Annotated in this window: 24 protein-coding genes and 1 pseudogene; 17 read left to right on the top strand and 8 right to left on the bottom strand. The window is 63.4% G+C overall.

The genetic code is table 11. The annotated features are described in order from the left end of the window. Positions 1-84 precede the first annotated feature (84 nt). Together ABIB73_RS16045 and ABIB73_RS16040 are read left to right on the top strand one after the other, a co-directional pair. Complete coding sequence (locus tag ABIB73_RS16045; RefSeq protein ID WP_354225308.1) at positions 85-504, top strand: DUF4118 domain-containing protein; 420 nt, start codon at positions 85-87, stop codon at positions 502-504. A gap of 138 nt (positions 505-642) precedes the next feature. Continuing rightward, positions 643-840, top strand: coding sequence for a hypothetical protein (locus ABIB73_RS16040; RefSeq protein WP_354225307.1), 198 nt, complete (start codon positions 643-645; stop codon positions 838-840). Positions 841-876: 36 nt separating this feature from the next. Here ABIB73_RS16040 and ABIB73_RS16035 read toward each other — a convergent pair whose 3' ends face one another. Together ABIB73_RS16035 and ABIB73_RS16030 are read right to left on the bottom strand one after the other, a co-directional pair. After that, positions 877-1,056 (bottom strand): hypothetical protein, encoded by a 180-nt coding sequence (locus ABIB73_RS16035; protein WP_354225306.1) that lies wholly within the window; start codon positions 1,054-1,056, stop codon positions 877-879. Between the two features lie 285 nt (positions 1,057-1,341). After that, a complete protein-coding gene (locus ABIB73_RS16030) occupies positions 1,342-2,319 on the bottom strand; it encodes a LysR family transcriptional regulator (RefSeq protein ID WP_354225305.1) in 978 nt (325 codons plus the stop codon). Positions 2,320-2,437: 118 nt separating this feature from the next. Here ABIB73_RS16030 and ABIB73_RS16025 point away from each other — a divergent pair, with 118 nt between their 5' ends. From ABIB73_RS16025 to ABIB73_RS15980, 10 genes and pseudogenes are all read left to right on the top strand, one after another. Beyond that, entirely contained in the window at positions 2,438-3,475 is a 1,038-nt protein-coding gene (locus ABIB73_RS16025) for a class 1 fructose-bisphosphatase (RefSeq protein ID WP_354225304.1), read from the top strand. A 12-nt stretch (positions 3,476-3,487) separates the two neighbouring features. Then, the gene (locus ABIB73_RS16020; protein ID WP_354225303.1) at positions 3,488-4,363 is read left to right on the top strand and encodes a phosphoribulokinase; all 876 of its coding nucleotides are present in this window, start codon (positions 3,488-3,490) and stop codon (positions 4,361-4,363) included. 16 nt (positions 4,364-4,379) lie between these two features. Continuing rightward, positions 4,380-6,401, top strand: a complete 2,022-nt coding sequence (gene tkt, locus ABIB73_RS16015; protein WP_354225302.1) for a transketolase — start codon at positions 4,380-4,382, stop codon at positions 6,399-6,401. A 14-nt stretch (positions 6,402-6,415) separates the two neighbouring features. Next, complete coding sequence (gene fba, locus ABIB73_RS16010) at positions 6,416-7,501, top strand: class II fructose-bisphosphate aldolase (protein WP_354225301.1); 1,086 nt, start codon at positions 6,416-6,418, stop codon at positions 7,499-7,501. Positions 7,502-7,532: 31 nt separating this feature from the next. After that, on the top strand, positions 7,533-8,993 hold the full coding sequence (locus tag ABIB73_RS16005) for a form I ribulose bisphosphate carboxylase large subunit (protein WP_354225300.1): 1,461 nt from the start codon (positions 7,533-7,535) through the stop codon (positions 8,991-8,993). Positions 8,994-9,004: 11 nt separating this feature from the next. Continuing rightward, complete coding sequence (locus tag ABIB73_RS16000) at positions 9,005-9,412, top strand: ribulose bisphosphate carboxylase small subunit (protein WP_354225299.1); 408 nt, start codon at positions 9,005-9,007, stop codon at positions 9,410-9,412. A gap of 97 nt (positions 9,413-9,509) precedes the next feature. Further along, complete coding sequence (gene cbbX / locus ABIB73_RS15995; protein WP_354225298.1) at positions 9,510-10,442, top strand: CbbX protein; 933 nt, start codon at positions 9,510-9,512, stop codon at positions 10,440-10,442. Beyond that, positions 10,439-11,176 (top strand): ribulose-phosphate 3-epimerase, encoded by a 738-nt coding sequence (gene rpe / locus ABIB73_RS15990; RefSeq protein ID WP_354225297.1) that lies wholly within the window; start codon positions 10,439-10,441, stop codon positions 11,174-11,176. Before cbbX ends, rpe begins: the two co-directional genes overlap by 4 nt. 23 nt (positions 11,177-11,199) lie before the next feature. Beyond that, positions 11,200-11,715 (top strand): annotated as a pseudogene (locus ABIB73_RS15985) (EAL domain-containing protein); the annotation flags it as partial. Between the two features lie 384 nt (positions 11,716-12,099). Continuing rightward, a complete protein-coding gene (locus tag ABIB73_RS15980) occupies positions 12,100-12,312 on the top strand; it encodes a hypothetical protein (RefSeq protein ID WP_354225296.1) in 213 nt (70 codons plus the stop codon). A gap of 22 nt (positions 12,313-12,334) precedes the next feature. Here the strand turns inward: ABIB73_RS15980 and ABIB73_RS15975 are convergent, their stop codons facing one another. Further along, positions 12,335-13,702, bottom strand: coding sequence for an NAD(P)/FAD-dependent oxidoreductase (locus tag ABIB73_RS15975; protein ID WP_354225295.1), 1,368 nt, complete (start codon positions 13,700-13,702; stop codon positions 12,335-12,337). Positions 13,703-13,743: 41 nt separating this feature from the next. Then, positions 13,744-14,433 carry a GntR family transcriptional regulator gene (locus ABIB73_RS15970; protein ID WP_354225294.1) on the bottom strand — a complete coding sequence of 230 codons (690 nt, stop codon included), beginning with the start codon at positions 14,431-14,433 and terminating at the stop codon, positions 13,744-13,746. 132 nt (positions 14,434-14,565) lie between these two features. On the opposite strand from ABIB73_RS15970, the gene ABIB73_RS15965 reads away from it, so the two are divergent. The 3 genes from ABIB73_RS15965 (at position 14,566) to ABIB73_RS15955 (ending at position 17,768) form a co-directional block, all read left to right on the top strand. Next, positions 14,566-15,525, top strand: coding sequence for a transporter substrate-binding domain-containing protein (locus ABIB73_RS15965; protein ID WP_354225293.1), 960 nt, complete (start codon positions 14,566-14,568; stop codon positions 15,523-15,525). A gap of 58 nt (positions 15,526-15,583) precedes the next feature. Further along, positions 15,584-17,131, top strand: a complete 1,548-nt coding sequence (locus tag ABIB73_RS15960; protein WP_354225292.1) for a Do family serine endopeptidase — start codon at positions 15,584-15,586, stop codon at positions 17,129-17,131. A 274-nt stretch (positions 17,132-17,405) separates the two neighbouring features. Next, entirely contained in the window at positions 17,406-17,768 is a 363-nt protein-coding gene (locus ABIB73_RS15955) for a hypothetical protein (RefSeq protein WP_354225291.1), read from the top strand. 12 nt (positions 17,769-17,780) lie between these two features. Here the strand turns inward: ABIB73_RS15955 and ABIB73_RS15950 are convergent, their stop codons facing one another. Continuing rightward, positions 17,781-18,068, bottom strand: a complete 288-nt coding sequence (locus tag ABIB73_RS15950; protein WP_354225290.1) for a DUF6496 domain-containing protein — start codon at positions 18,066-18,068, stop codon at positions 17,781-17,783. Between the two features lie 84 nt (positions 18,069-18,152). Then, positions 18,153-18,347 carry a DUF3072 domain-containing protein gene (locus ABIB73_RS15945; RefSeq protein ID WP_354225289.1) on the bottom strand — a complete coding sequence of 65 codons (195 nt, stop codon included), beginning with the start codon at positions 18,345-18,347 and terminating at the stop codon, positions 18,153-18,155. 113 nt (positions 18,348-18,460) lie between these two features. Between ABIB73_RS15945 and ABIB73_RS15940 the strand changes: the two genes are divergently transcribed. Both ABIB73_RS15940 and ABIB73_RS15935 read left to right on the top strand, forming a co-directional pair. Beyond that, positions 18,461-18,682, top strand: a complete 222-nt coding sequence (locus tag ABIB73_RS15940; RefSeq protein WP_354225372.1) for a hypothetical protein — start codon at positions 18,461-18,463, stop codon at positions 18,680-18,682. 18 nt (positions 18,683-18,700) lie between these two features. Next, positions 18,701-18,886 carry a hypothetical protein gene (locus tag ABIB73_RS15935; protein ID WP_354225288.1) on the top strand — a complete coding sequence of 62 codons (186 nt, stop codon included), beginning with the start codon at positions 18,701-18,703 and terminating at the stop codon, positions 18,884-18,886. Between the two features lie 336 nt (positions 18,887-19,222). On the opposite strand, the gene ABIB73_RS15930 is transcribed toward ABIB73_RS15935, so the two are convergent. Further along, positions 19,223-19,462: a hypothetical protein gene (locus ABIB73_RS15930; RefSeq protein WP_354225287.1), complete on the bottom strand. Its 240-nt coding sequence runs from the start codon at positions 19,460-19,462 to the stop codon at positions 19,223-19,225. Positions 19,463-19,556: 94 nt separating this feature from the next. After that, a complete protein-coding gene (locus ABIB73_RS15925; RefSeq protein ID WP_354225286.1) occupies positions 19,557-19,814 on the bottom strand; it encodes a hypothetical protein in 258 nt (85 codons plus the stop codon). Positions 19,815-19,906 lie beyond the last annotated feature (92 nt).

Raw genomic sequence — 19,906 nt, 5'->3', positions numbered from 1 at the left:
AGGCGATTTCCGCCTCGCGGTTTCGGCGCGGCTGTAGTACTTTGGTCGCAATCGGGCTTGGTGAACAGGCGGCAGGGGAGGCCCATGAGGCGTGCGGGACTGTTTGGCGTACCGCGGGTACGGCCATGGTCGTGGCAGGCGTTTCTGCTCGGCTTTGCAATCGTGGCGGCGTCGGCGGCGGTTCAGGGCATCTGCGTCGCGTTTGGCGCAAAGCTCTACTTCGCGGCATTCCTGCCCAGCATCTTCGTGGTCGGAATTTTGGCCGGCGCGCCGGCTGCGGCATTCTCGGTGCTGCTCATCATTCCGCTGGTGTGGTGGGCGTTCATGCCGCCCTTCTTCGAGTTCAGTCCGCTGACCAGCGCCTATGCGGATTCCATCAATCTGTTCTTCCTGCTCGCCGTGCTGCTGATCGGCCTCGCCGATCTCTGTCGCGAGACGAGGGCGATCGTCAGCCGCGGCGGGCTGAAGCGTTCAGGCGAAAGCCCGGCAACGAATCCGCAATAAACTGCGCGGCGCGGCAGGCCGCGCGTTGCCTTCCCGCAACAGTCCGGCAACCATCCGCGCGCTTCTCCCGCGCCGCTAACTTTTCGAAAAAGATTTGGCCGCAATTTCTCTCGCGGGAATGACGAGGGAGTTTTCGACATGAACGGCCAGGCCATCTTTGAGAATGTGCGCCGCTACCGCGGTATAGCATCGCTCTATCGCCAGACCGCAGCATTTCGGCCGGGCCAGAGCTGGTCGCTGCTGGAGCAGGCCAGGGAATGGGAGGACCGCGCGCTGTCGGAACTGGAAGCCTATTTCGCCAGCCGGGCGGCTTACGCCACCCCGCTCGCTGCCTGATTGTTAACCATCAGCACGTGACCACGGGCGCCACGATCAGAACCTGTAGCTCGCCTGAACCCTCACCGTGCGCCCCTGGCCGGGCGAGATGTTATTGTTGCCGTCGGCCGATGCCCAGTATCCCCTGTTGAAGATATTCTCGACGGTCAGTTGCGCGCGCCAGTTGGCATCGATCGTGGCATAGACGCCGGCATCGAAGCGTACGAAGCTCGGCAATCTCACCGTGTCGTCGGATTCCGAGAAACGAGATTTGAATCGTTCGAAACAATTCGGGTTGCGGCGATCACCGATTCCGGCTTGGGGGCAGAACCCGGGGCGACTACGGAGTTACCCCGGTGTCCCCGTGTGCTAGCAACTCGTCCGTCCAGATCTCCTTCACGACGGCCGGGGGCGAGCGATGACCACTTTCAACCGCATCTTCACGACAGAGCGCCAGCTTCAGATCATCGTCATTCTGGCGGCGACGGTCGCGATGAAGCTGATGGGCTGAACATCGGCGGGCTATCGCCCGCCGAACTCCGGCACGTCGGGCAGATAGTTCGCCCCCTCCGAGCCCAAAAAGTCGAACATCGCCTGCGCCGGCGGCAGCAGCACTTTGTCGCTGCGGCGGATCACGTACCATTGCCGCACGATGGGCAGGCCCGCGACGTCGAGTACGATGAGCCGGCCCTCGGCGAGCTCATGCGCCACCGTGTGGGCCGAGATGAAGGCGATGCCGAGCCCGGCGATGACGGCCTGCTTGATGGTTTCGTTGCTGCTCATCTCCATGCCGATGATCGGCTCGAGGTCCGACTTCTGGAACATGCCCTCCATCAGCGTGCGCGTGCCTGACCCCGGCTCGCGGGTGAGGAAGGTCTCGTGCACGAGATCGGTCAGGCTGAGGCCGGAATCCTTCTCCAGCCAGTGTCCCTTGCGCGCGATGATGACGTGCGGATTGCGCCCGAGCTGACGGACGTCGACGCTGACGTCGGCCGGTGGCCGACCCATCACCGCGAAATCGAGATCGTAGCCGTGCATGGCCTCGCGGATCTCCTCGCGGTTGCCGATGGTCAGCCTGATCTCGATCTTCGGAGAGCGCTTGGAGAACGCCGCGATCGCGTGCGGCACGAAATACTTTGCGGTCGAGACCGCGCCGAGATGCACGGTGCCTCCGGTCCGCCCTGCGAGGAGGTCGAGCGCGCCCTGGCAGTCGGCGATTGCGGCCTCGACGCGTTCGGCCAGCGCCAGCACCTCCTTGCCCGCCTCCGTCAGCAGCATGCCGTCGCCGGTCCGCTGCATCAACGGCAGGCCGGCGAGATCCTGAAGCTGCCTGAGCTGCTGCGTCACGGCCGGTTGCGTCAGCCCGAGCTGGCTCGAGGCCGCCGTGACGCTGCCCTTGGCCGAGAGCGCCCCGAGCGAGCGCAACTGCCGGATCGTCAGATGCCGGAGCTGGGTCGCCGCATGGCCGGGGCCATTATAAGAAAATTCTTTGGAGCCCATTATGAATAGAAATTTTCCTTATTAAGCCAGCCCTGTCAATCTCATCGTGCTGGGACCGACCGCACCGACCTCCGCCGGGGAGGGAACTGGATGTGGCGCCGGCAAGGGATGGACGCAGATGACCGGGCAACTCAGGCTGGACGACCACCTTCAGCGGTATTCCGAGACGGCGCCCCATGCGTTGGCCGTGGCGGCCGCAGTCGATGCCATCGCGGCGGCCGCGATCGAGATCGCCGACCTCATCGGCACCGGTGATCTGGCGGACGCCTCGGGTCTGACCACGGGCCGCAACAGCGACGGCGATCTCCAGCGCGATCTCGACGTCCGGGCGGATGCGATCCTGCGCCGCTGTCTCGGCAAGCTACCGATCGCGGCGCTGGCGTCAGAGGAGATGCGCGAGCCGCAGATCGGTGACCGCGCGGCAAAGATCTGCGTCGCGATCGATCCACTCGACGGCTCCTCCAACATCGACATCAACATGACCGTCGGCACGATCTTCTCGATCCTGCCTGCGCCCGACGATCTCGCGCTCGCCTTCCATCAGCGCGGCTCGGCGCAGCTTGCGGCGGGCTTCGTCACCTACGGTCCGCAGACCTCGCTGGTGCTGACGCTCGGCGACGGCGTCGACATCTTCACGCTCGACCGCAGGTCCGGCTGCTTCCGTCTCGCACGCAGCAGCGTGCAGGTCTCCGAGGTCTGCGATGAGTTTGCGATCAACGCCTCCAACCGCCGGCATTGGGATCCGCCCGTGCGCGCCTTCATCGACGAGTGCCTCGCGGGTGTCGACGGGCCCGCCAACCACAACTTCAACATGCGCTGGATCGGCTCGCTGGTCGCGGAAGCATATCGCATTCTCACCCGCGGCGGCGTCTTCCTCTACCCCTCCGATGCGCGGCCCGGCTATGGCGACGGTCGCCTGCGCCTCAGCTACGAGGCGCACCCGATGGCCTTGATCATCGAGCAGGCCGGCGGCTCCGCCTCGACCGGCCGTGAACGTATCCTCGATCTATCCGCGGAAAGCCTGCACCAGCGCGTGCCGCTGGTCATGGGATCGAGCAACGAAGTGCGGCGCGTCGCCGAACTGCACTGCGATCCGTTGCTCGTCGCCAGCGTCTCCGCGCCGCTGTTCGCGCGGCGTGGCTTCTTTCGGCTCTGAGGGAGGCGGCGCATGTCCAGGAAGCATCCGATCATTTCCATCACCGGCTCCTCCGGCGCCGGCACGACTTCGGTCAAGAAGACGTTTGAGCAGATCTTCTTCCGCGAGCGCGTCAACGCCACCTATATTGAGGGCGACGCGTTCCATCGTTACGACCGCGCCGAGATGCGCACGCAGATGGCGACGGAGGCCGAGCGCGGCAACAGGCATTTCAGTCATTTCAGCCCCGAGACCAATCTGTTCGAGGAGCTGGAGCGGGCGTTCCGCGACTATGGCGAGACCGGCAGTGCGGCGACGCGGCACTACGTCCACGACGCTGAGGAATCCGCGCTGCATGGCGCGCCTCCCGGAACCTTCACCGAATGGGAGCGGCTGCCGGAGAACTCAGATCTTCTGTTCTACGAGGGCCTGCACGGTGCCGTCGTCACCGATAAGGTCAACGTCGCGCGCTATGCCGACCTCAAGATCGGTGTCGTGCCGGTCATCAATCTCGAATGGATCCAGAAGCTGCACCGCGACCGCAGCGCGCGCGGCTATTCGACCGAGGCCGTCACCGACACGATTTTGCGGCGGATGCCGGACTACATCCACTACATCTGCCCGCAATTCACCGAGACCGACATCAACTTCCAGCGTGTGCCGACGGTGGACACGTCGAATCCATTCATCGCGCGCTGGATCCCGACGCCGGACGAATCGATGGTCGTAATCCGCTTCAAGAATCCGCGCGGCATCGACTTCCCCTATCTGCTCTCGATGTTGCCGCACAGTTTTATGTCACGTGCGAATTCGATCGTGTGTCCCGGAGCGAAGCTTGATCTCGCGATGCAGCTGATCCTGACACCGCTGATCATGCAGCTCATCGAGCGCAAGCGAAACCTGAAGTGAACAAGGGGAGGATCCGATGAACATCTCCGTCCACGCCGACGCCGACCTCACGGCAGTCTCACACAGCGATCTCGCTAATGCCGTCCGCTTCCTCGCGGTCGATGCCATCGAGATCTCGCAATCCGGACATCCCGGCCTGCCGATGGGCATGGCCGACGTCGCGACCGTGTTGTTCTCGCGCTTCCTCAAGTTCGACTCCGCGCACCCGAACTGGCCGGACCGTGACCGCTTCGTGCTGTCGGCTGGCCATGGCTCGATGCTGCTCTATGCGCTGCTCCATCTCACCGGCGGCGAGGTCAGCCTCGACGACATCAAGGCGTTCCGGCAATGGGGTTCGAAGACGCCGGGCCATCCGGAATACGGCCACACGCCGGGCGTCGAAACCACGACGGGGCCGCTGGGGCAGGGGATCGCGACCGCGGTCGGCATGGCGCTCGCCGAGCGCATGGCCAATGCGCGTCACGGCGATGGTCTCGTCGACCACTTCACTTACGTGATCGCCGGCGATGGTTGCCTGATGGAAGGCATCAGCCAGGAGGCGATCTCGCTCGCCGGCCATCTCCAGCTCGGCCGCCTGATCGTGCTGTTCGACGACAACGGCATCTCCATCGACGGGCCGACCTCGCTTGCGACCTCCGACGACCAGCTCGCGCGCTTCGCCGCGTCCGGGTGGTCGGTGCGCCGTATCGATGGACATGATCCCGAAGCAGTTGCGCAGGCGATTGCCGAAGAGCGTGAAACCGCAAAGCCGTCCTTGCTCGCCTGCCGCACCATCATTGGATTTGGCGCGCCCGACCGCCAGGGCACCGAGAAGGCGCATGGCGCGCCGCTCGGCGCGGAGCAGACGGCAGCGGCACGCAGGACGCTCGGCTGGGATTATCAGCCCTTCGTGGTGCCGATCCCGATCCTCAGGGCGTGGCGGATGATCGGGCAGCGTGGGCAGGTCGATCGTCTGGCCTGGCTCGATCGCTACGAAAGCGCGACGCCCGAACAGCGCGATTTGTTCATCGAGGGCAAGGCTGTTGCCCTGCCGAGTGCCTATGCCCAGGCTTCGGCGAAATTGCGCGAGCGTTTTGCCAGCGAGCGTCCCAAGATCGCGACGCGCCAGGCCTCGCAACAAGTGCTGGACGGCATCTCGGCGACAATCCCGGGGTTGGTCGGCGGCTCCGCGGACCTGACACATTCAAATCTGACGCATGCCAAGACCCAGCAGCCGGTCAAGCGTGGCGCGTTCGCGGGGGACTACATCCACTACGGCATCCGCGAGCACGGCATGGCGGCCGCAATGAATGGTCTCGCGCTGCATGGTGGGTTCATCCCCTATGGCGGCACGTTCCTCGCCTTCTCCGACTACAGCCGGCCGGCGATTCGCCTTGCGGCATTGATGCGGCTGCGCGTCATCCATGTCATGACCCATGACTCCATCGGGCTCGGTGAGGACGGCCCGACGCATCAGCCAGTCGAGCATCTCGCGGCGCTGCGCGTCATTCCCAACCTTCTGGTGTTCCGTCCGGCCGATGCGGTCGAGACGCTGGAATCCTGGGACTGTGCGCTCAAGGCCGAGAACCGTCCGTCTGTGCTGTGCCTGTCCCGTCAGGCCTTGCCGACTTTCCGAAGCGATGCCCGCGGCAGAAACCGCGTTGCGTGTGGTGCCTATCTCATCGTCTCGCCCGACGGCGGTCGTGACGTGACGTTGATCGCGACCGGCTCGGAAGTCTCGATCGCACTGGAAGCCGCCCGCCTGCTCGCCACCGAGCACGTCCGTGCGGCCGTGGTCTCTGCGCCGTGCTTCGCACTGTTCGCGGAACAGCCGGACGACTACCGCGCCGCCGTGCTCGGCACTGTGCCACGCATCGGCATCGAGGCGGCCGTGCTCGGCGACTGGCCGCGCTGGATCGGCAGTGAGGGCGAGTTCGTCGGCATGCGCGGCTTTGGCGCCTCGGCGCCGGCGTCCGTGCTCTACCGCGAATTCGGCATCACGCCTCAGAGCATTGCGGAAGCCGCCCGGCGGGCAATCGCCCGCGCTTGCAAGCGATAACAGGAGGAATCTTCGTGGCCCGTATCACTCTTCGCCAGCTGCTCGATCACGCCGCCAGTCACGGCTATGCCGTGCCGGCATTCAACATCAACAACATGGAGCAGGGGATTGCGATCATGCAGGCGGCGGCCGAGGTCGATGCGCCCGTCATCATCCAGGCCTCGCGCGGCGCGCGCAGCTATGCCGGCGATCTCATGCTCTCGCACATGATCGACGCGCTGGAGCGGACCTATCCCGACATTCCGCTCTGCATGCACCAGGACCACGGCAATGACGAGGCGACTTGCGCATCCGCGATCGCCCATGGCTTTACCTCCGTGATGATGGATGGCTCGCTCAAGGCCGATGCCAAGACGGCGGCCGATTACGATTACAATGTCGCGATTACCGGCCGCGTCGTCGATCTCGCGCATTGGGTCGGCGCCTCCGTGGAAGGCGAGCTCGGCGTGCTGGGTTCGCTCGAGCATGGCGGCGGCGAGCAGGAGGACGGCCACGGCGTCGAGGGCAAGATGAGCCACGACCAGCTGCTCACCGATCCCGACCAGGCCGTCGATTTCGTCCGTGCCACCAAGGTTGACGCGCTCGCGATCGCGATGGGTACTTCCCACGGCGCCTACAAGTTCAGCCGCAAGCCGGACGGTGATATTTTGGCCATGCGGGTGGTCGAGGAGATCCACCGGCGGCTGCCGAACACACATCTTGTCATGCATGGCTCCTCCTCGGTGCCACAGCCGCTCCAGGACATGTTCAACCAGTTTGGCGGCGAGATGCCGCAGACCTGGGGCGTCCCGGTCGAGGAGATCGTCCGCGGTATCAAGAGCGGCGTGCGCAAGGTCAATATCGATACCGACTGCCGGCTGGCGATGACGGCGGTGTTCCGGAAAGTGGCGGCGCAGGCGCGCTCCGAGTTCGATCCGCGAAAATTCCTCAAGCCGGCAATGGACGCGATGCGCGAACTCTGCCGCGAGCGTTTCGAGCAGTTCGGCACGGCGGGTCACGCGAGCAGGATCAAGGTCATCCCGATGAGCGAGATGGCGCGGCGCTATCGCGCCGGCGAGCTCGACCCGTGCATCGACGCCCGCGAGCCGGTCGCCGCCTAATCATTCAGAGAGAGAAGAGCAGGAGAGAAACATGAACGCACATACCGGAACGGTCCGCGGCAAGGAGCGCTATCGCTCAGGCGTCATGGAATACAAGCGCATGGGCTATTGGGAGCCCGATTATGTGCCGAAGGACACCGACGTCATCGCACTGTTCCGCGTGACACCTCAAGAGGGCGTCGACCCGATTGAAGCGTCCGCTGCGGTCGCCGGCGAATCCTCGACCGCGACCTGGACGGTGGTGTGGACCGATCGCCTGACGGCCGCGGAGAAATATCGCGCGAAATGCTATCGTGTCGATCCGGTCCCGGGCACGCCGGGCTCGTATTTCGCCTACATCGCCTATGACCTCGACCTGTTCGAGCCAGGCTCGATCGCCAACCTCTCGGCCTCGATCATCGGCAACGTGTTCGGCTTCAAGCCGCTGAAGGCGCTACGGCTTGAGGACATGCGCTTCCCGGTGGCGTATGTGAAGACGTTCCAGGGGCCGGCGACCGGCATCGTGGTCGAGCGCGAGCGGCTCGACAAGTTTGGCCGGCCGCTGCTGGGTGCGACGGTGAAGCCGAAGCTCGGACTCTCGGGCCGCAATTATGGCCGCGTGGTCTACGAAGCGCTGAAAGGTGGGCTCGACTTCACCAAGGACGACGAGAACATCAACTCGCAGCCCTTCATGCACTGGCGCGATCGTTTCCTTTATTGCATGGAAGCGGTGAACCGTGCTCAGGCGGCCTCCGGCGAGGTGAAGGGCACGTACCTGAACATCACCGCCGGGACGATGGAGGACATGTACGAGCGCGCGGAGTTCGCCAAGGAGCTCGGGTCCTGCATCGTCATGATCGACCTCGTGATCGGTTATACCGCGATCCAGTCCATGGCGAAATGGGCGCGCCGCAACGACATGATCCTGCATCTGCACCGCGCCGGTCACTCGACCTATACGCGGCAAAAGAGTCACGGTGTGTCGTTCCGCGTCATCGCCAAATGGATGCGGCTCGCGGGCGTCGACCACATCCATGCCGGCACGGTGGTCGGCAAGCTCGAAGGCGATCCCAATACCACGCGCGGCTACTACGACGTCTGCCGCGAGGATTTCAACCCGACCAAGCTCGAGCACGGCCTTTTCTTCGATCAGTCCTGGGCGAGCCTGAACAAGATGATGCCGGTCGCCTCCGGCGGCATCCATGCCGGCCAGATGCATCAACTGCTCGATCTGCTCGGTGAGGACGTCGTGCTGCAATTCGGTGGCGGCACCATCGGTCATCCCATGGGCATTGCGGCGGGCGCGATCGCCAACCGTGTGGCGCTGGAGGCGATGATCCTCGCCCGCAACGAGGGTCGCGACTACGTCCATGAAGGTCCGGAGATCCTGGCCAGGGCGGCCGAAACCTGCACACCGCTGAAGGCCGCGCTCGAAGTCTGGAAGGACGTCAGCTTCAACTATCAATCCACCGACACGCCGGACTTCGTGCCGACCGCGCTCGAAACCGTTTGAGGAGACGCAACATGAAACTCACTCAGGGCTGCTTTTCGTTCCTGCCGGATCTGACTGACGACCAGATCACCAAGCAGGTGCAATATTGCCTCGCCAATGGCTGGGCGGTGAACATCGAGTTCACCGACGATCCGCATCCCCGCAACACTTATTGGGAGATGTGGGGCCTGCCGATGTTCGATCTCCAGGACGCCGCCGGCGTGATGATGGAGCTCGCCGAGTGCCGCAGGGTGTACGGCGACCGCTACATCCGCATCAGCGGCTTCGATTCCAGCCATGGCTGGGAATCGGTGCGGATCTCCTTTCTGGTCAACCGGCCGCCGCAGGAGGCGGAGTTCGATCTGGTGAGGCAGGAGGTTGGTGGGCGCGCAATCCGGTACAGCACTGTACGAAAGCCGGCTGCTCACGCGCCGCAATAGCTATTCCTCTCCGCGCGGAGCGCTCCCTGCTCCGTATCCTTGGCGGACCACTGCTTCGCCGCTTCCCTGCGGCGAAGCTCTTTTCTTCGAGGTGCCGATGCTTGACATGCCCCATGCGACTGCGGAAGGCGGCGAGACCAATTTCGATCTTCGAAAGGAAGCTGAAGCTGCCGGGATCACCGATACGCTTCAACAGCTCGAACAGGAGTTGATCGGCTTGAGGCCGGTCAAGAACCGCGTGCGCCAGATCGCGTCGCTGCTCCTGATCGAGCGTATCCGCCAGCGCGCGGGGTTGGCATCCGCGCCGCCGACGCTGCACATGTCGTTCACCGGCAATCCCGGCACCGGCAAGACCACGGTGGCGTTGCGCATGGCCAAAATCCTGCACGGCCTCGGCTTCGTGCGGCGCGGGCAGGTGATCTCGGTGACGCGCGACGATCTCGTCGGCCAGTATATCGGCCACACCGCGCCGAAGACGAAAGAAATCTTGAAGAAGGCGATGGGCGGCGTGCTCTTCATCGATGAGGCCTATTACCTGCACCGGCCCGATAACGAGCGCGATTACGGCCAGGAGGCAATCGAGATCCTGCTCCAGGTGATGGAGAACCAGCGCGAGGACCTCGTGGTAATCCTGGCCGGCTACGGCGAGCGCATGACGAAGTTCTTCGCCTGCAATCCCGGCTTCCGCTCGCGCATCGCCCACCACATCGATTTTCCCGACTATGCGGAAGCCGAGCTGCTCGTCATCGCCGAACTGATGCTGGGGGAACGTGGCTATCGCTTGTCGGTCGCGGCACGCGAAGCTTTCGAAAAATACATCGCGTTGCGCCGGACCCAGCCGTTCTTCTCCAACGCACGCTCGATCCGCAACGCGGTCGACCGCATCCGCCTGCGGCAGGCCGATCGCCTGGTGTCCGATCTCGATCGTATGCTGGAAGTTTCCGACCTCGAAACCATCGATCCGGCGGACGTTCTGGCGAGCCGCGTCTTCAGCGGCGGTGCGGATGCGGAGAGGAGTGCGAAGTCATGACGAAAGAGATCATTATCGCGCCCTCGATCCTGGCCGCCGATTTCGCGCGTCTCGGCGAGGAGATCGCGGCGATCGACACGGCCGGCGCCGACTGGATCCATTGCGACGTCATGGATGGACATTTCGTCCCGAACATCAGCTTCGGCGCCGATATCATCAAGGCGATCCGGCCGCTCACGAAGAAGATATTCGACGTGCACCTCATGATCGCGCCGACCGATGCTTATCTCGAGGCGTTCGCGAAGGCCGGTGCCGATGTCATCACGGTTCACGCGGAAGCCGGTCCGCATCTCGATCGCTCGCTCCAGGCGATCCGCGCGCTCGGAAAAAAGGCCGGCGTCGGCCTGTGCCCGGCAACGCCTGAAAGCGCGATCGAGTACGTGCTCGACCGCGTCGATCTCGTGCTGGTGATGACGGTCAATCCGGGTTTTGGCGGCCAGTCCTTCCTCGACTCCCAGATCGAGAAGATCAGACGCATTCGAACCATGATCGGCGACCGGCCGATCCGGCTGGAGGTCGATGGCGGCATCACGCGCGACAATGCGGGCGTCGTTGCCGCCGCGGGCGCCGATACGCTTGTAGCGGGCTCCGCCGTGTTTCGTGGCAAGAGCAGCGCCGATTATGCCGACAACATCACGGCCATTCGGGCCGCGGCGGAGGCCGCCCGGGCTCCAAAATTGCAAGATAATTCCGTGCAATCGATGCGCACCAAAGAGAGCGCGCTCATCCGGTAGACTACGGATGAATCGCGCAACGAAGGGTCGCGGTCAATTTGTCGCCGGTCCAGTTCCATGCCGGCGATCTCGAAGGGTCAATCCACCAGATCCTGCTGGAGACCGGGCTTGCGCCGACGCGGCTCGAGGTCGAGATCACCGAGGGCGTGCTGATCGGCGATTTCACCCGCGCACTCGATCTGCTGCGGCGACTGAAGGCGCTCGGCATCCGCATCGCGATGGACGATTTCGGCACTGGGTACTCTTGGCTGTCCTATCTCCAGTCGTTCCCGTTCGACAAGATCAAGATCGACCGCAGCTTCATCTCCAACCTCGAGGCGACGCCGCAATCGGCCGAGATCGTCCGCGCGGTCCTGAGCCTCGCGCACGCGCTCAACATCCCGGTCGTCGCGGAAGGGGTGGAGACGGAAGCGCAGCGCGCCTTCCTGGAACGCGAGGCCTGCGAGGAGATGCAGGGCTATCTCGTCGGTCGTCTCGACCTGATCGAGCGGTATCTCGATCTGATCGGCGTGGCCGTCGAACGGCGCCTCTACGCCTGATAAGCCGCCGGAAACGAAATGAGCCGCCGGTTCCATGCCGAGCGGCTCCGAAGTCGCAGGCTGCGCCGATCGCGTAACCCCGTGTACCGCCGTTACCTTGTTTGCGGCCATACGCCCAAATTTATACGCATGATCGCATCGTCCGGCTGTGCTTTGCCTCACACATGCCGCAACTTTGTGGCACGGATGGCATTGAGCTGTTGGCTGCCGAGAACAACCGCCAAACATTTGTAAAGTTTTGCGCCAAAGCAAAGCGGCCGCCTTGCGGCGCACGTTAACGTTTCGAAAACCTACCGGTTCTGCGCAGAAAATGTTTCGCACAAGCGCAATGTCCCTGACGCAAATCGGAGGAATATGTCGGATGTGACCGAGAGGGAGATTCTCATGGAGAACGTACGTCGCTACCGGGCGCTGGCGTCCCTCTGTCGTCAGCAGGCGGCCTACCGGCCGCTCCAGAACTGGCAGCTGCTCGGCCAGGCCGAGCATTTCGAACATCTTGCCGAGATCGAGCTCAAGGCGCATTTCGCGGCGTGCAATGCGAAGGGCGAGGATGACGCCCTCGCAGCCGCAGCATGGGAGACCCCCGCCGCGGCGTGAAGGTGTCAGCCTCGCGAGAGACTCAGAGAAGTCCGCGGCTTTCGGCGCTCTCAAGCTCATCCATGAGCGCCTTGTTCTCGTGGCGTGCCAGCGAGAGGACGCCGGCGAAGGACGGAACCGGCGCACCGACCACGGCACGGGCGCAAAGATGTCCGGCTGCGCAGGCCGACATCGTGCCATAGCCGGACAGCGCGGCCGTCAGGAACACGCCTGGCGTCTTCGCAGCTCCAATCAGCGGCCAGTTTTCCTTCGTCATCGGATAGAAGCCGCCGTAGTGCACCCGGTCTCGCGGCAGGGCGCCGAGATATTGCTTGAGCGCAGGCTGGAGCCGGCTCGCGGCGCGAAGCACGATCTCCGGGAAATACGGATTGAGTTCGGGTTCGCGAACGGGTTCGTTCGGCGTCGCATTGAAGGCCCAGCCCAGCTTGATCCATTGACCGTGATCGCCACCGTCGGGGCGGCAATGAATGCTGCCCGGCATCGGTTCCAGCAGGCGGGCCAGTTCGGGGTCCGCGGCGAGCGCCTCGCGTTCGTCGGCCGACCAGCCGAGCGTCTGGCCGTCGAGATCGATCGCAAACGGCATCTTGCGATCCACCGCGCGATTGCGGTCGAGGAAGGCGATCTTCTGCTGAAGCACGTTCAGGATCGGCAGCTTCTCGCCATGCATCGCCGAGACGTGCGACGCGAACGGGCCGGCCGCATTGACGATGATATCGGCCTTGATGGTCTGGCGCTCGCCATCGGCGATGACGTCGACCACGAAGCGATCGGCCTTGGCGATACCGACCACGCGCGCCTGCTGAAACTGCGCGCCCAGCGGCCGCATCGTCTCCAGCATGTACTGGCCGAGCTGTTGGCCGCTGATGTCGCCGGCCCTGCGGATGTGCAGTCCCGTGGCGACCTGCTTGTCGAAGGCCGGATAATATTGCTGGATAAGGTGGCGGCCGAGCAGCACGTCGACGCCGTTGGGGGCGGTTTGCCAGTCCTCCGACAGCGGCGGGGCGTAGTTCTTGCTCACACCTTCGTGCAGGCGGATCAGTTTCGAGGCCGAAGCACCGTAACCCGCGTATAACTGCCGGAGCAGCTCTTCCGGCTTCTCTTCCCGCGTCACGAGAAGATAGCCGCGCCGCGTCATGTTGAAGCGGTTGCCGGTGCGGCGCGCGATGTCCTCCATCAGGTCGGTGCTGTGGTCGGTGAACGCCGCCATGGTCGGATGCGGCCACCAGTTGCGATAGTTTTCGCCTGACTGCGCCGAAGTCAACGCCATCGGCTGACCTTCATCCACGATCAAGAGGCGCGTGCGCTTATGTTCGACGGCAAGATAGTAGGCCGTCGCGAGACCCGCGATGCCCGCGCCAATAACGAGAATCTCAACGTCGTTCGCTTTCAAGCGTACTCTCCTTCAACTCGATGGGACGATCGATCGCCGGATCAGTCGGCTTCGTTCCGCGATGCATGGCGTTGCGCCGATCGCAGCGTCTTTTGTGTCTGCACGATGTGTTCGCGCAGCAGGCGCAGGGCTTTCTCGACCTCGCCGTCGCGGCAGAATTCCAGCAACTGGTAGTGCTCGCGCTGCGGACGATCCTTGCCGGTGGCCCGCGAAACCAGCGCACGCGTGAAGCGGCCGACATGGCCGTAATTCGCTTCGATCATTGCAAGCAGGCGCGGACGATTGCAGGGGGCGTAGAGCGCTTTGTGGAAGCGCCAGTTGAACGCGCCCCATTTTTCCGGATCGGGTTCCTCGTCGTAGGAGCGGAGGATCTCCCTGGCATCGTCGAGATCGATATCGCCCATTGCGGGAATCGCGAGGCGCAGCGCGTGACATTCGAGCGCGATGCGAATTTCGAGCAGCTCCACGACCTCGTCGATGGAGAGATCCGAGACGACTGCTCCGCGATTGGGCAGGAACGTCACAAAACCCTCAGCTTCCAATTGCCGCAGCGCCTCTCTCACCGGAATGCGGCTGGTGCCGAACCGCTCGGCCAGTTCATCCTGGCGAAGCTGATGTCCGGGGGCCATCTCGCCCGCGCTGATCGCGCGCCGCAGCGCGTCGCGCACTGCATCAGGAGCGGACCCGTGCGCGCTGGCGCCTCGGTAACGTGGAGGTTCTGCTGGTCTCATCCGGCGCTCTTCGCAACCTGTCCTTTGGGTCCCGCAGCGGGAGCCATGTCAGATTGTATAAAATCAGTTGGCCAATTATGCAATGATGTGTATAAAATATAGGAATTTTGTATCCAAAGTAGGAGTAAGGTCATGAAACAACTGTTTTATTCGCTCATTATCGTGACCGCGGCGGCAGTCCCTGCTTACGCCCAGTCGCCTGTTGGGACGCTGGCCAAGATCAAGGAAGCCGGTGAGATCCGGCTCGGGCATCGCGATGTCTCGGTCCCGTTCTCCTATCTCGACGACAATCAGAAGCCGGTCGGCTTCGCGATGGACCTCTGCGCGCGGATCGTCGATGCGGTAAAGGACGAACTGAAGCTTCCGGCACTTCAAACAAAGCTTCAGCCGATCCAGCTCAGCACCCAGATTCCGCTGATCCAGAACGGCACCATCGACATCGTCTGCGGGCCGGCGACCAACACGCTGGAGCGCCAGAAGGTGGTGGCCTTCAGCGACACCATCTTCGTCTCGAGCATTCGCGCCGTGATCAGGAAGGATGCGGCGATCAAGACGTTCGAGGATTTGAACGACAAGCCGGTATCACTGACCACCGGATCAACGTCGATCGCGCTCCTGCTCGCGCGCGGCCAGGAGAAAAAATTCGGGGTCAAGCAGGTGCTGTCTCCGGATCATGCGGCCTCGTTTCTGGCGCTGACGACTGGCCGCAGCGAGGCCTTCGTCATGGACGACATCCTGCTCGCCGGTCTCATCGCCAACAGCCAGACGCCGGACAATTGGCGGATCATCGACGACAGCCTCCGTACCGAGCCTTATGGGCTGATCATCCGCAAGGACGATCCAGAATTCAAGGCGTTGGTCGACAAGACCCTGGTCGCGACGATGAGGAACGGTCAGTTCGCGGAGCTCTACGCAAAATGGTTCACAAAACCCATTCCGCCGAAGAATGTGAATCTGAACTTCCCGATGCCGGCGCCCGCTGAAGGGCGCGGTTGCCAATCCGAACGACAAGGGTGTGTGATCGCGCAAAGCCTGCGGCCGCCAGTCACGCCTTCTTTGCCAAGATTTAATCGCGTGGACGGGACGCCGTAAGGTGCCAGCGCCCATGGTGCGTGCAAGGCGACAGCTTCACCAACATGGACATTTCGACATGAACGATCGCGTCAATTCCGACACCACAACGTCCCGTAAGATTCTGAGGCCGCGCCGGCTGGCGCTGCTCGGCAGCGTGGCTGCGCTTGGCGTGGCCGTGCTGGCTGCTTCTTCTGGTTCTTCGCCGTTCAACGTGAGCTCCCTCATTGCGCCGGCGCAGGCTGCTGAGGTCGCCGCGACGCCGCCGGGCTTCGGCGATCTCGTCGCCAAGGTCAAACCCGCCGTCATCTCGGTGCGGGTGAAGATCGACCAGGACAATGACAAGAGCGCGATGCTGCAACAGAACCGGATGGACTCCGACGAGGCGACGCCGTTCGACCAGTTCTCGCGGCAATTCGGCTTCCCGGGCGGTATGAACGGCATGCCGCGCCAGCGTCACCAGGTGATCACGGGCGAGGGCTCGGGCTTCTTCATCTCTGCTGACGGCTATGCCGTCACCAACAACCACGTCGTCGACCATGCGCAATCGGTGCAGGTGACGACGGACGACGGCACGATCTACACCGCGAAGGTGGTCGGCACCGATCCAAAAACCGATCTCGCGCTGATCAAGGTCGAAGGCAAGAAAGACTTTCCGTTCGTCCAATTCTCCGACCAGAAAGCGCGGATCGGCGACTGGGTGGTCGCGGTCGGAAATCCCTTCGGTCTCGGCGGCACCGTCACCGCCGGCATCGTCTCGGCCAGCGGCCGCGACATCGGCAACGGTCCCTATGACGACTTCATCCAGATCGACGCGCCCATCAACAAGGGCAATTCCGGCGGTCCGGCCTTCGACATGAACGGCAACGTGATCGGCGTGAACACTGCGATCTTCTCGCCCTCCGGTGGTTCGGTCGGCATCGGCTTCGACATTCCGGCCTCGACCGCAAAGCTCGTCGTCGCGCAGTTGAAGGACAAGGGCGCGGTGACCCGCGGCTGGCTCGGCGTGCAGGTGCAGCCCGTGACCGCCGACATCGCCGACAGCCTCGGCCTGAAGGAGGCACGCGGCGCGATCGTCGACAATCCGCAGGACGGCAGCCCGGCGGCGAAGGCCGGCATCGAGGCGGGCGACGTCATCACCGCCGTCAACGGCACCGCGATCAAGGACTCCCGCGATCTTGCCCGCACCATCGCCACCTTGGCGCCGGGCAGCTCGGTGAAGCTTGACGTCTTCCACAAGGGTGAGAGCAAGATCGTGACGCTCGCGCTCGGCGAGCTGCCGAACGAGCGGCAGGCCCAAGGAAACGGTCAAGGCAAGACCGACGACGGCAAGGTGCAGCCGGGTGCCGGCACACCGCGCCTCGGTCTCAGCCTGGCCCCGGCCGGCGACGTGCAGGGCGCGGGCCAGAAGGGCCTCGTGGTCACCGAGGTCGATCCGCAAGGCCCGGCGGCGCAGCGCGGCATCCAGACCGGCGACGTCATCCTCAATGTCGGCGGCAAGCCCGTCGCCAATGTCGGCGACGTTCGCTCCGAGCTGGCGCAGGCCAAATCGTCTGGCAAGAACAGTGTGTTGTTGCAGGTGAAGAGCGCGGAGGCGACCCGCTTCGTCGCGGTGCCGCTGGCGTAAGTCGAGCTTGTCCAGGCAAATTCAAAAGGCGGCCTGCGGGCCGCCTTTTTCGTGCTCGTCTGCGAGATACCCACAGGCTGTCGATAACATTCTCGTTAACGGCAGCAAGGATGACGGGTTCGTCCGAAAAAGCCGCGTTCGCTCGTCAGACTTGAAAGTCGCATGTTGTGCTTCGGCGGCAATGACGGCGCCAAAGCGAATTGCAAGCGTGGAACTTCGGACGTCCGGCCGCTTTGTGGAACCGGCCGGTGGTCCGCATTTGATCGGTGCCAATATGGATCGATTGAAGCTCTCGCTGAGATGTGCGCTGCTTGTGGCGCCGCTCGTGCTGTCGGCCGGCAGCGCCTCGGGCCGCGATGACGGCCGCTTCGCCGACTCGCCGCTCAAGCCCTGGTTCGACAGCCTGCGCAGTCATCTCGGTCCGTGCTGCTCGGATGCCGACGGCGTTGCGGTGGCCGATCCCGACTGGGAATCGTACAAGGGGCACTATCGGGTGCGCCTCGACGGGCAGTGGGTCGAAGTACCCGATGAAGCCGTCATCACCGAGCCGAACCGCGCCGGCCGTACCATGGTCTGGCCGGTGAAGACCGCCTTCGGCATTTCGATCCGCTGTTTCATGCCGGGCAGCATGATCTGAGGCCAGAGAGCCTCACCGCTTGGCGGATTTGCGCTTCGACGTTTTCCTAGTCGTTTTCCTTGCCGTCTTCTTTGCCGTCTTCTTGGCCGTCCTTCGCTTCGACGCCTTCTTCGGGACCTTCTTGCCCTTCTCGCGCGCCTCTGAAAGGCCGATCGCGATCGCCTGCTTGCGGCTCTTTACGCGTCCGCCACGACCGCCGGGTCCGCTCTTCGCAGTCCCCTTCTTGTAGCGTCGCATCTCGCGCTCGACATCGCTGCCGGCGCTGCGCGCGTAGCGGCGTTTCTTTGCCTTGCGTGCCATTAAGTTTCTCCCTTCGGCCGAGAGAACTGCTCGAAACAGGCATGGTTCCGAAACGCGCCACAAGGCGCGAATGCAGCAAGCAATCTAGAAGGAATTCGCCAGCTCGATTTCCGCCTCAAGCACCTGGATGCGTCGCGCGGCTTCAACGGAGGACAGGTCCCGATCGTATTGCGCGGGCTGGTAGGCCTCTTCGCTCAGCCGCTTGAGCCTCAATCCCTGGGCCCGGCTCATCTGCTCCATGAGAAAAATCTTGGCGTCGTATTTACCCTGAACCTGCATGTCCGCTCTCCGTTCTGAAATCCACTTGACTATATGTTCTTATTTTGTTCTAACAAGCCATGGACAACAGAATTAATGAAATTCGACGTAAAATCAGTGCCTTGAGGCTGGAAATGGCCGATGTCGAGGCATCTGTGCGCGACCTCGTCAATCGCGATCGCGCCTGCACCGAACAAGCCTTGGCGCAGATGGATCTGCGCCGGAAAATCAACCTGCTAATCGGCGAATGGAAGGCGGCGGGTGGCGGCGATGTCTTGCCCGACATCCGTGGCCGGATGCGGCTTCGCTCCGTGAAGAAGGTTGATAAGCCGGCAGGCGCAATCGCACGCCGCTAGGATATTTGGAGGCGTGCCGTGGACGAGGACCCGGACGCCTACCGGATTCTGAAATTGCGTGCCGAGATCCTCGAACTGGGCTCCGCGATCCGGCAATTGCAGCACGAGGGCCTCGATGACGCTGCGGCCCAGCTCTTGATCACGCGCAAGCGGGTACAGCTCGATCGCCTCGTGAAGACAAATTCCGCAGGCAGCCCGCCTTAACATCACTGAGATCCGACGCAGCTAAGGCGGTCGCGCAACGCGACATGCCGGAGCGCGTCACAATGCCGGATGCCGAAATAGCCACCCTGCTGTGGGCGGTGCTTGATGACGTCTGCGCCGACATTCCTCCATCCGAGACAGCGACGCGCGAGCGCGTTACTGCGAGGCTGAGTGAAGTCGTCCGATCGAGGCACTGCTCGGTCGAGGATTTCAAGCGGGCGGGCCGGGATGCCCTGACCCGTGCACCGACCATGTGGCCTTGAGAAAACCTCGTTCGCGGCGCACCAAAGCAAAAAGGCCCCGCGATCGCGGGGCCTTTCCTGAACTTTGGCGAGCCTACTTGGTGTTGCTCGTGCCCTTGTTGTTCGACATGGTGCCGCCCTGGTCGGAGCCGGGGCCAGAGCCGCCCTGGCCGGACGCATCACTGCCCTTGGACTTGGTGTTGGCACCCGTCGTCTGCGACGACGAGGTCGAGGATTCATGCTTCGTCTTGTGCGATTTGGCCTGCGCGGCGAACGGCGCGGCGGCGAGGCCGGTTGCCAACATTACGGCGAGGGCGAGCTTGGTCGTCTTCATGCGCGGGAACTCCTGAGTTGAATTGACGCAGGCAGCCAACCGCCGTTCAAGCCAGGAGTTCCGAACAAAGTGTCGCATGATCTTCAAGAGGGCTTCAAGATTCCTTGTCCTCGTCGAGGATGAACACGACACCCGTCAGCGCTGCCCCGATTGCAAATGTCGTCACCAGCGTGACGACAAAGACGAAGACGGCCCCGCTTCCGCCATGGTTCAGCAATTCGGCGACCGCAGGATTGGCCAGAATGAGAGCGAATGTGAAAGCAAGGCCGAGGGCCGCGCCCATCATCGCATGCGTCATCAGCTTGATGACGCCGGTAGGAGAGATCAGGCCCGGCGACTTTTTCGCGCGCATGGAACCGCCCCTCGATTTTGCATGCAACGCAGCCGGGGACCGCGGGTTCCAATCGCATGAACAATTTGTCATAGTGGGCTTCATCCGACGTT

It is taken from the genome of Bradyrhizobium sp. F1.4.3 (assembly GCF_040548375.1).
Classification (GTDB): domain Bacteria; phylum Pseudomonadota; class Alphaproteobacteria; order Rhizobiales; family Xanthobacteraceae; genus Bradyrhizobium.
Note: the sequence above shows the minus strand (reverse complement) of the source record. Positions and strands in the feature narration are given on the sequence as shown.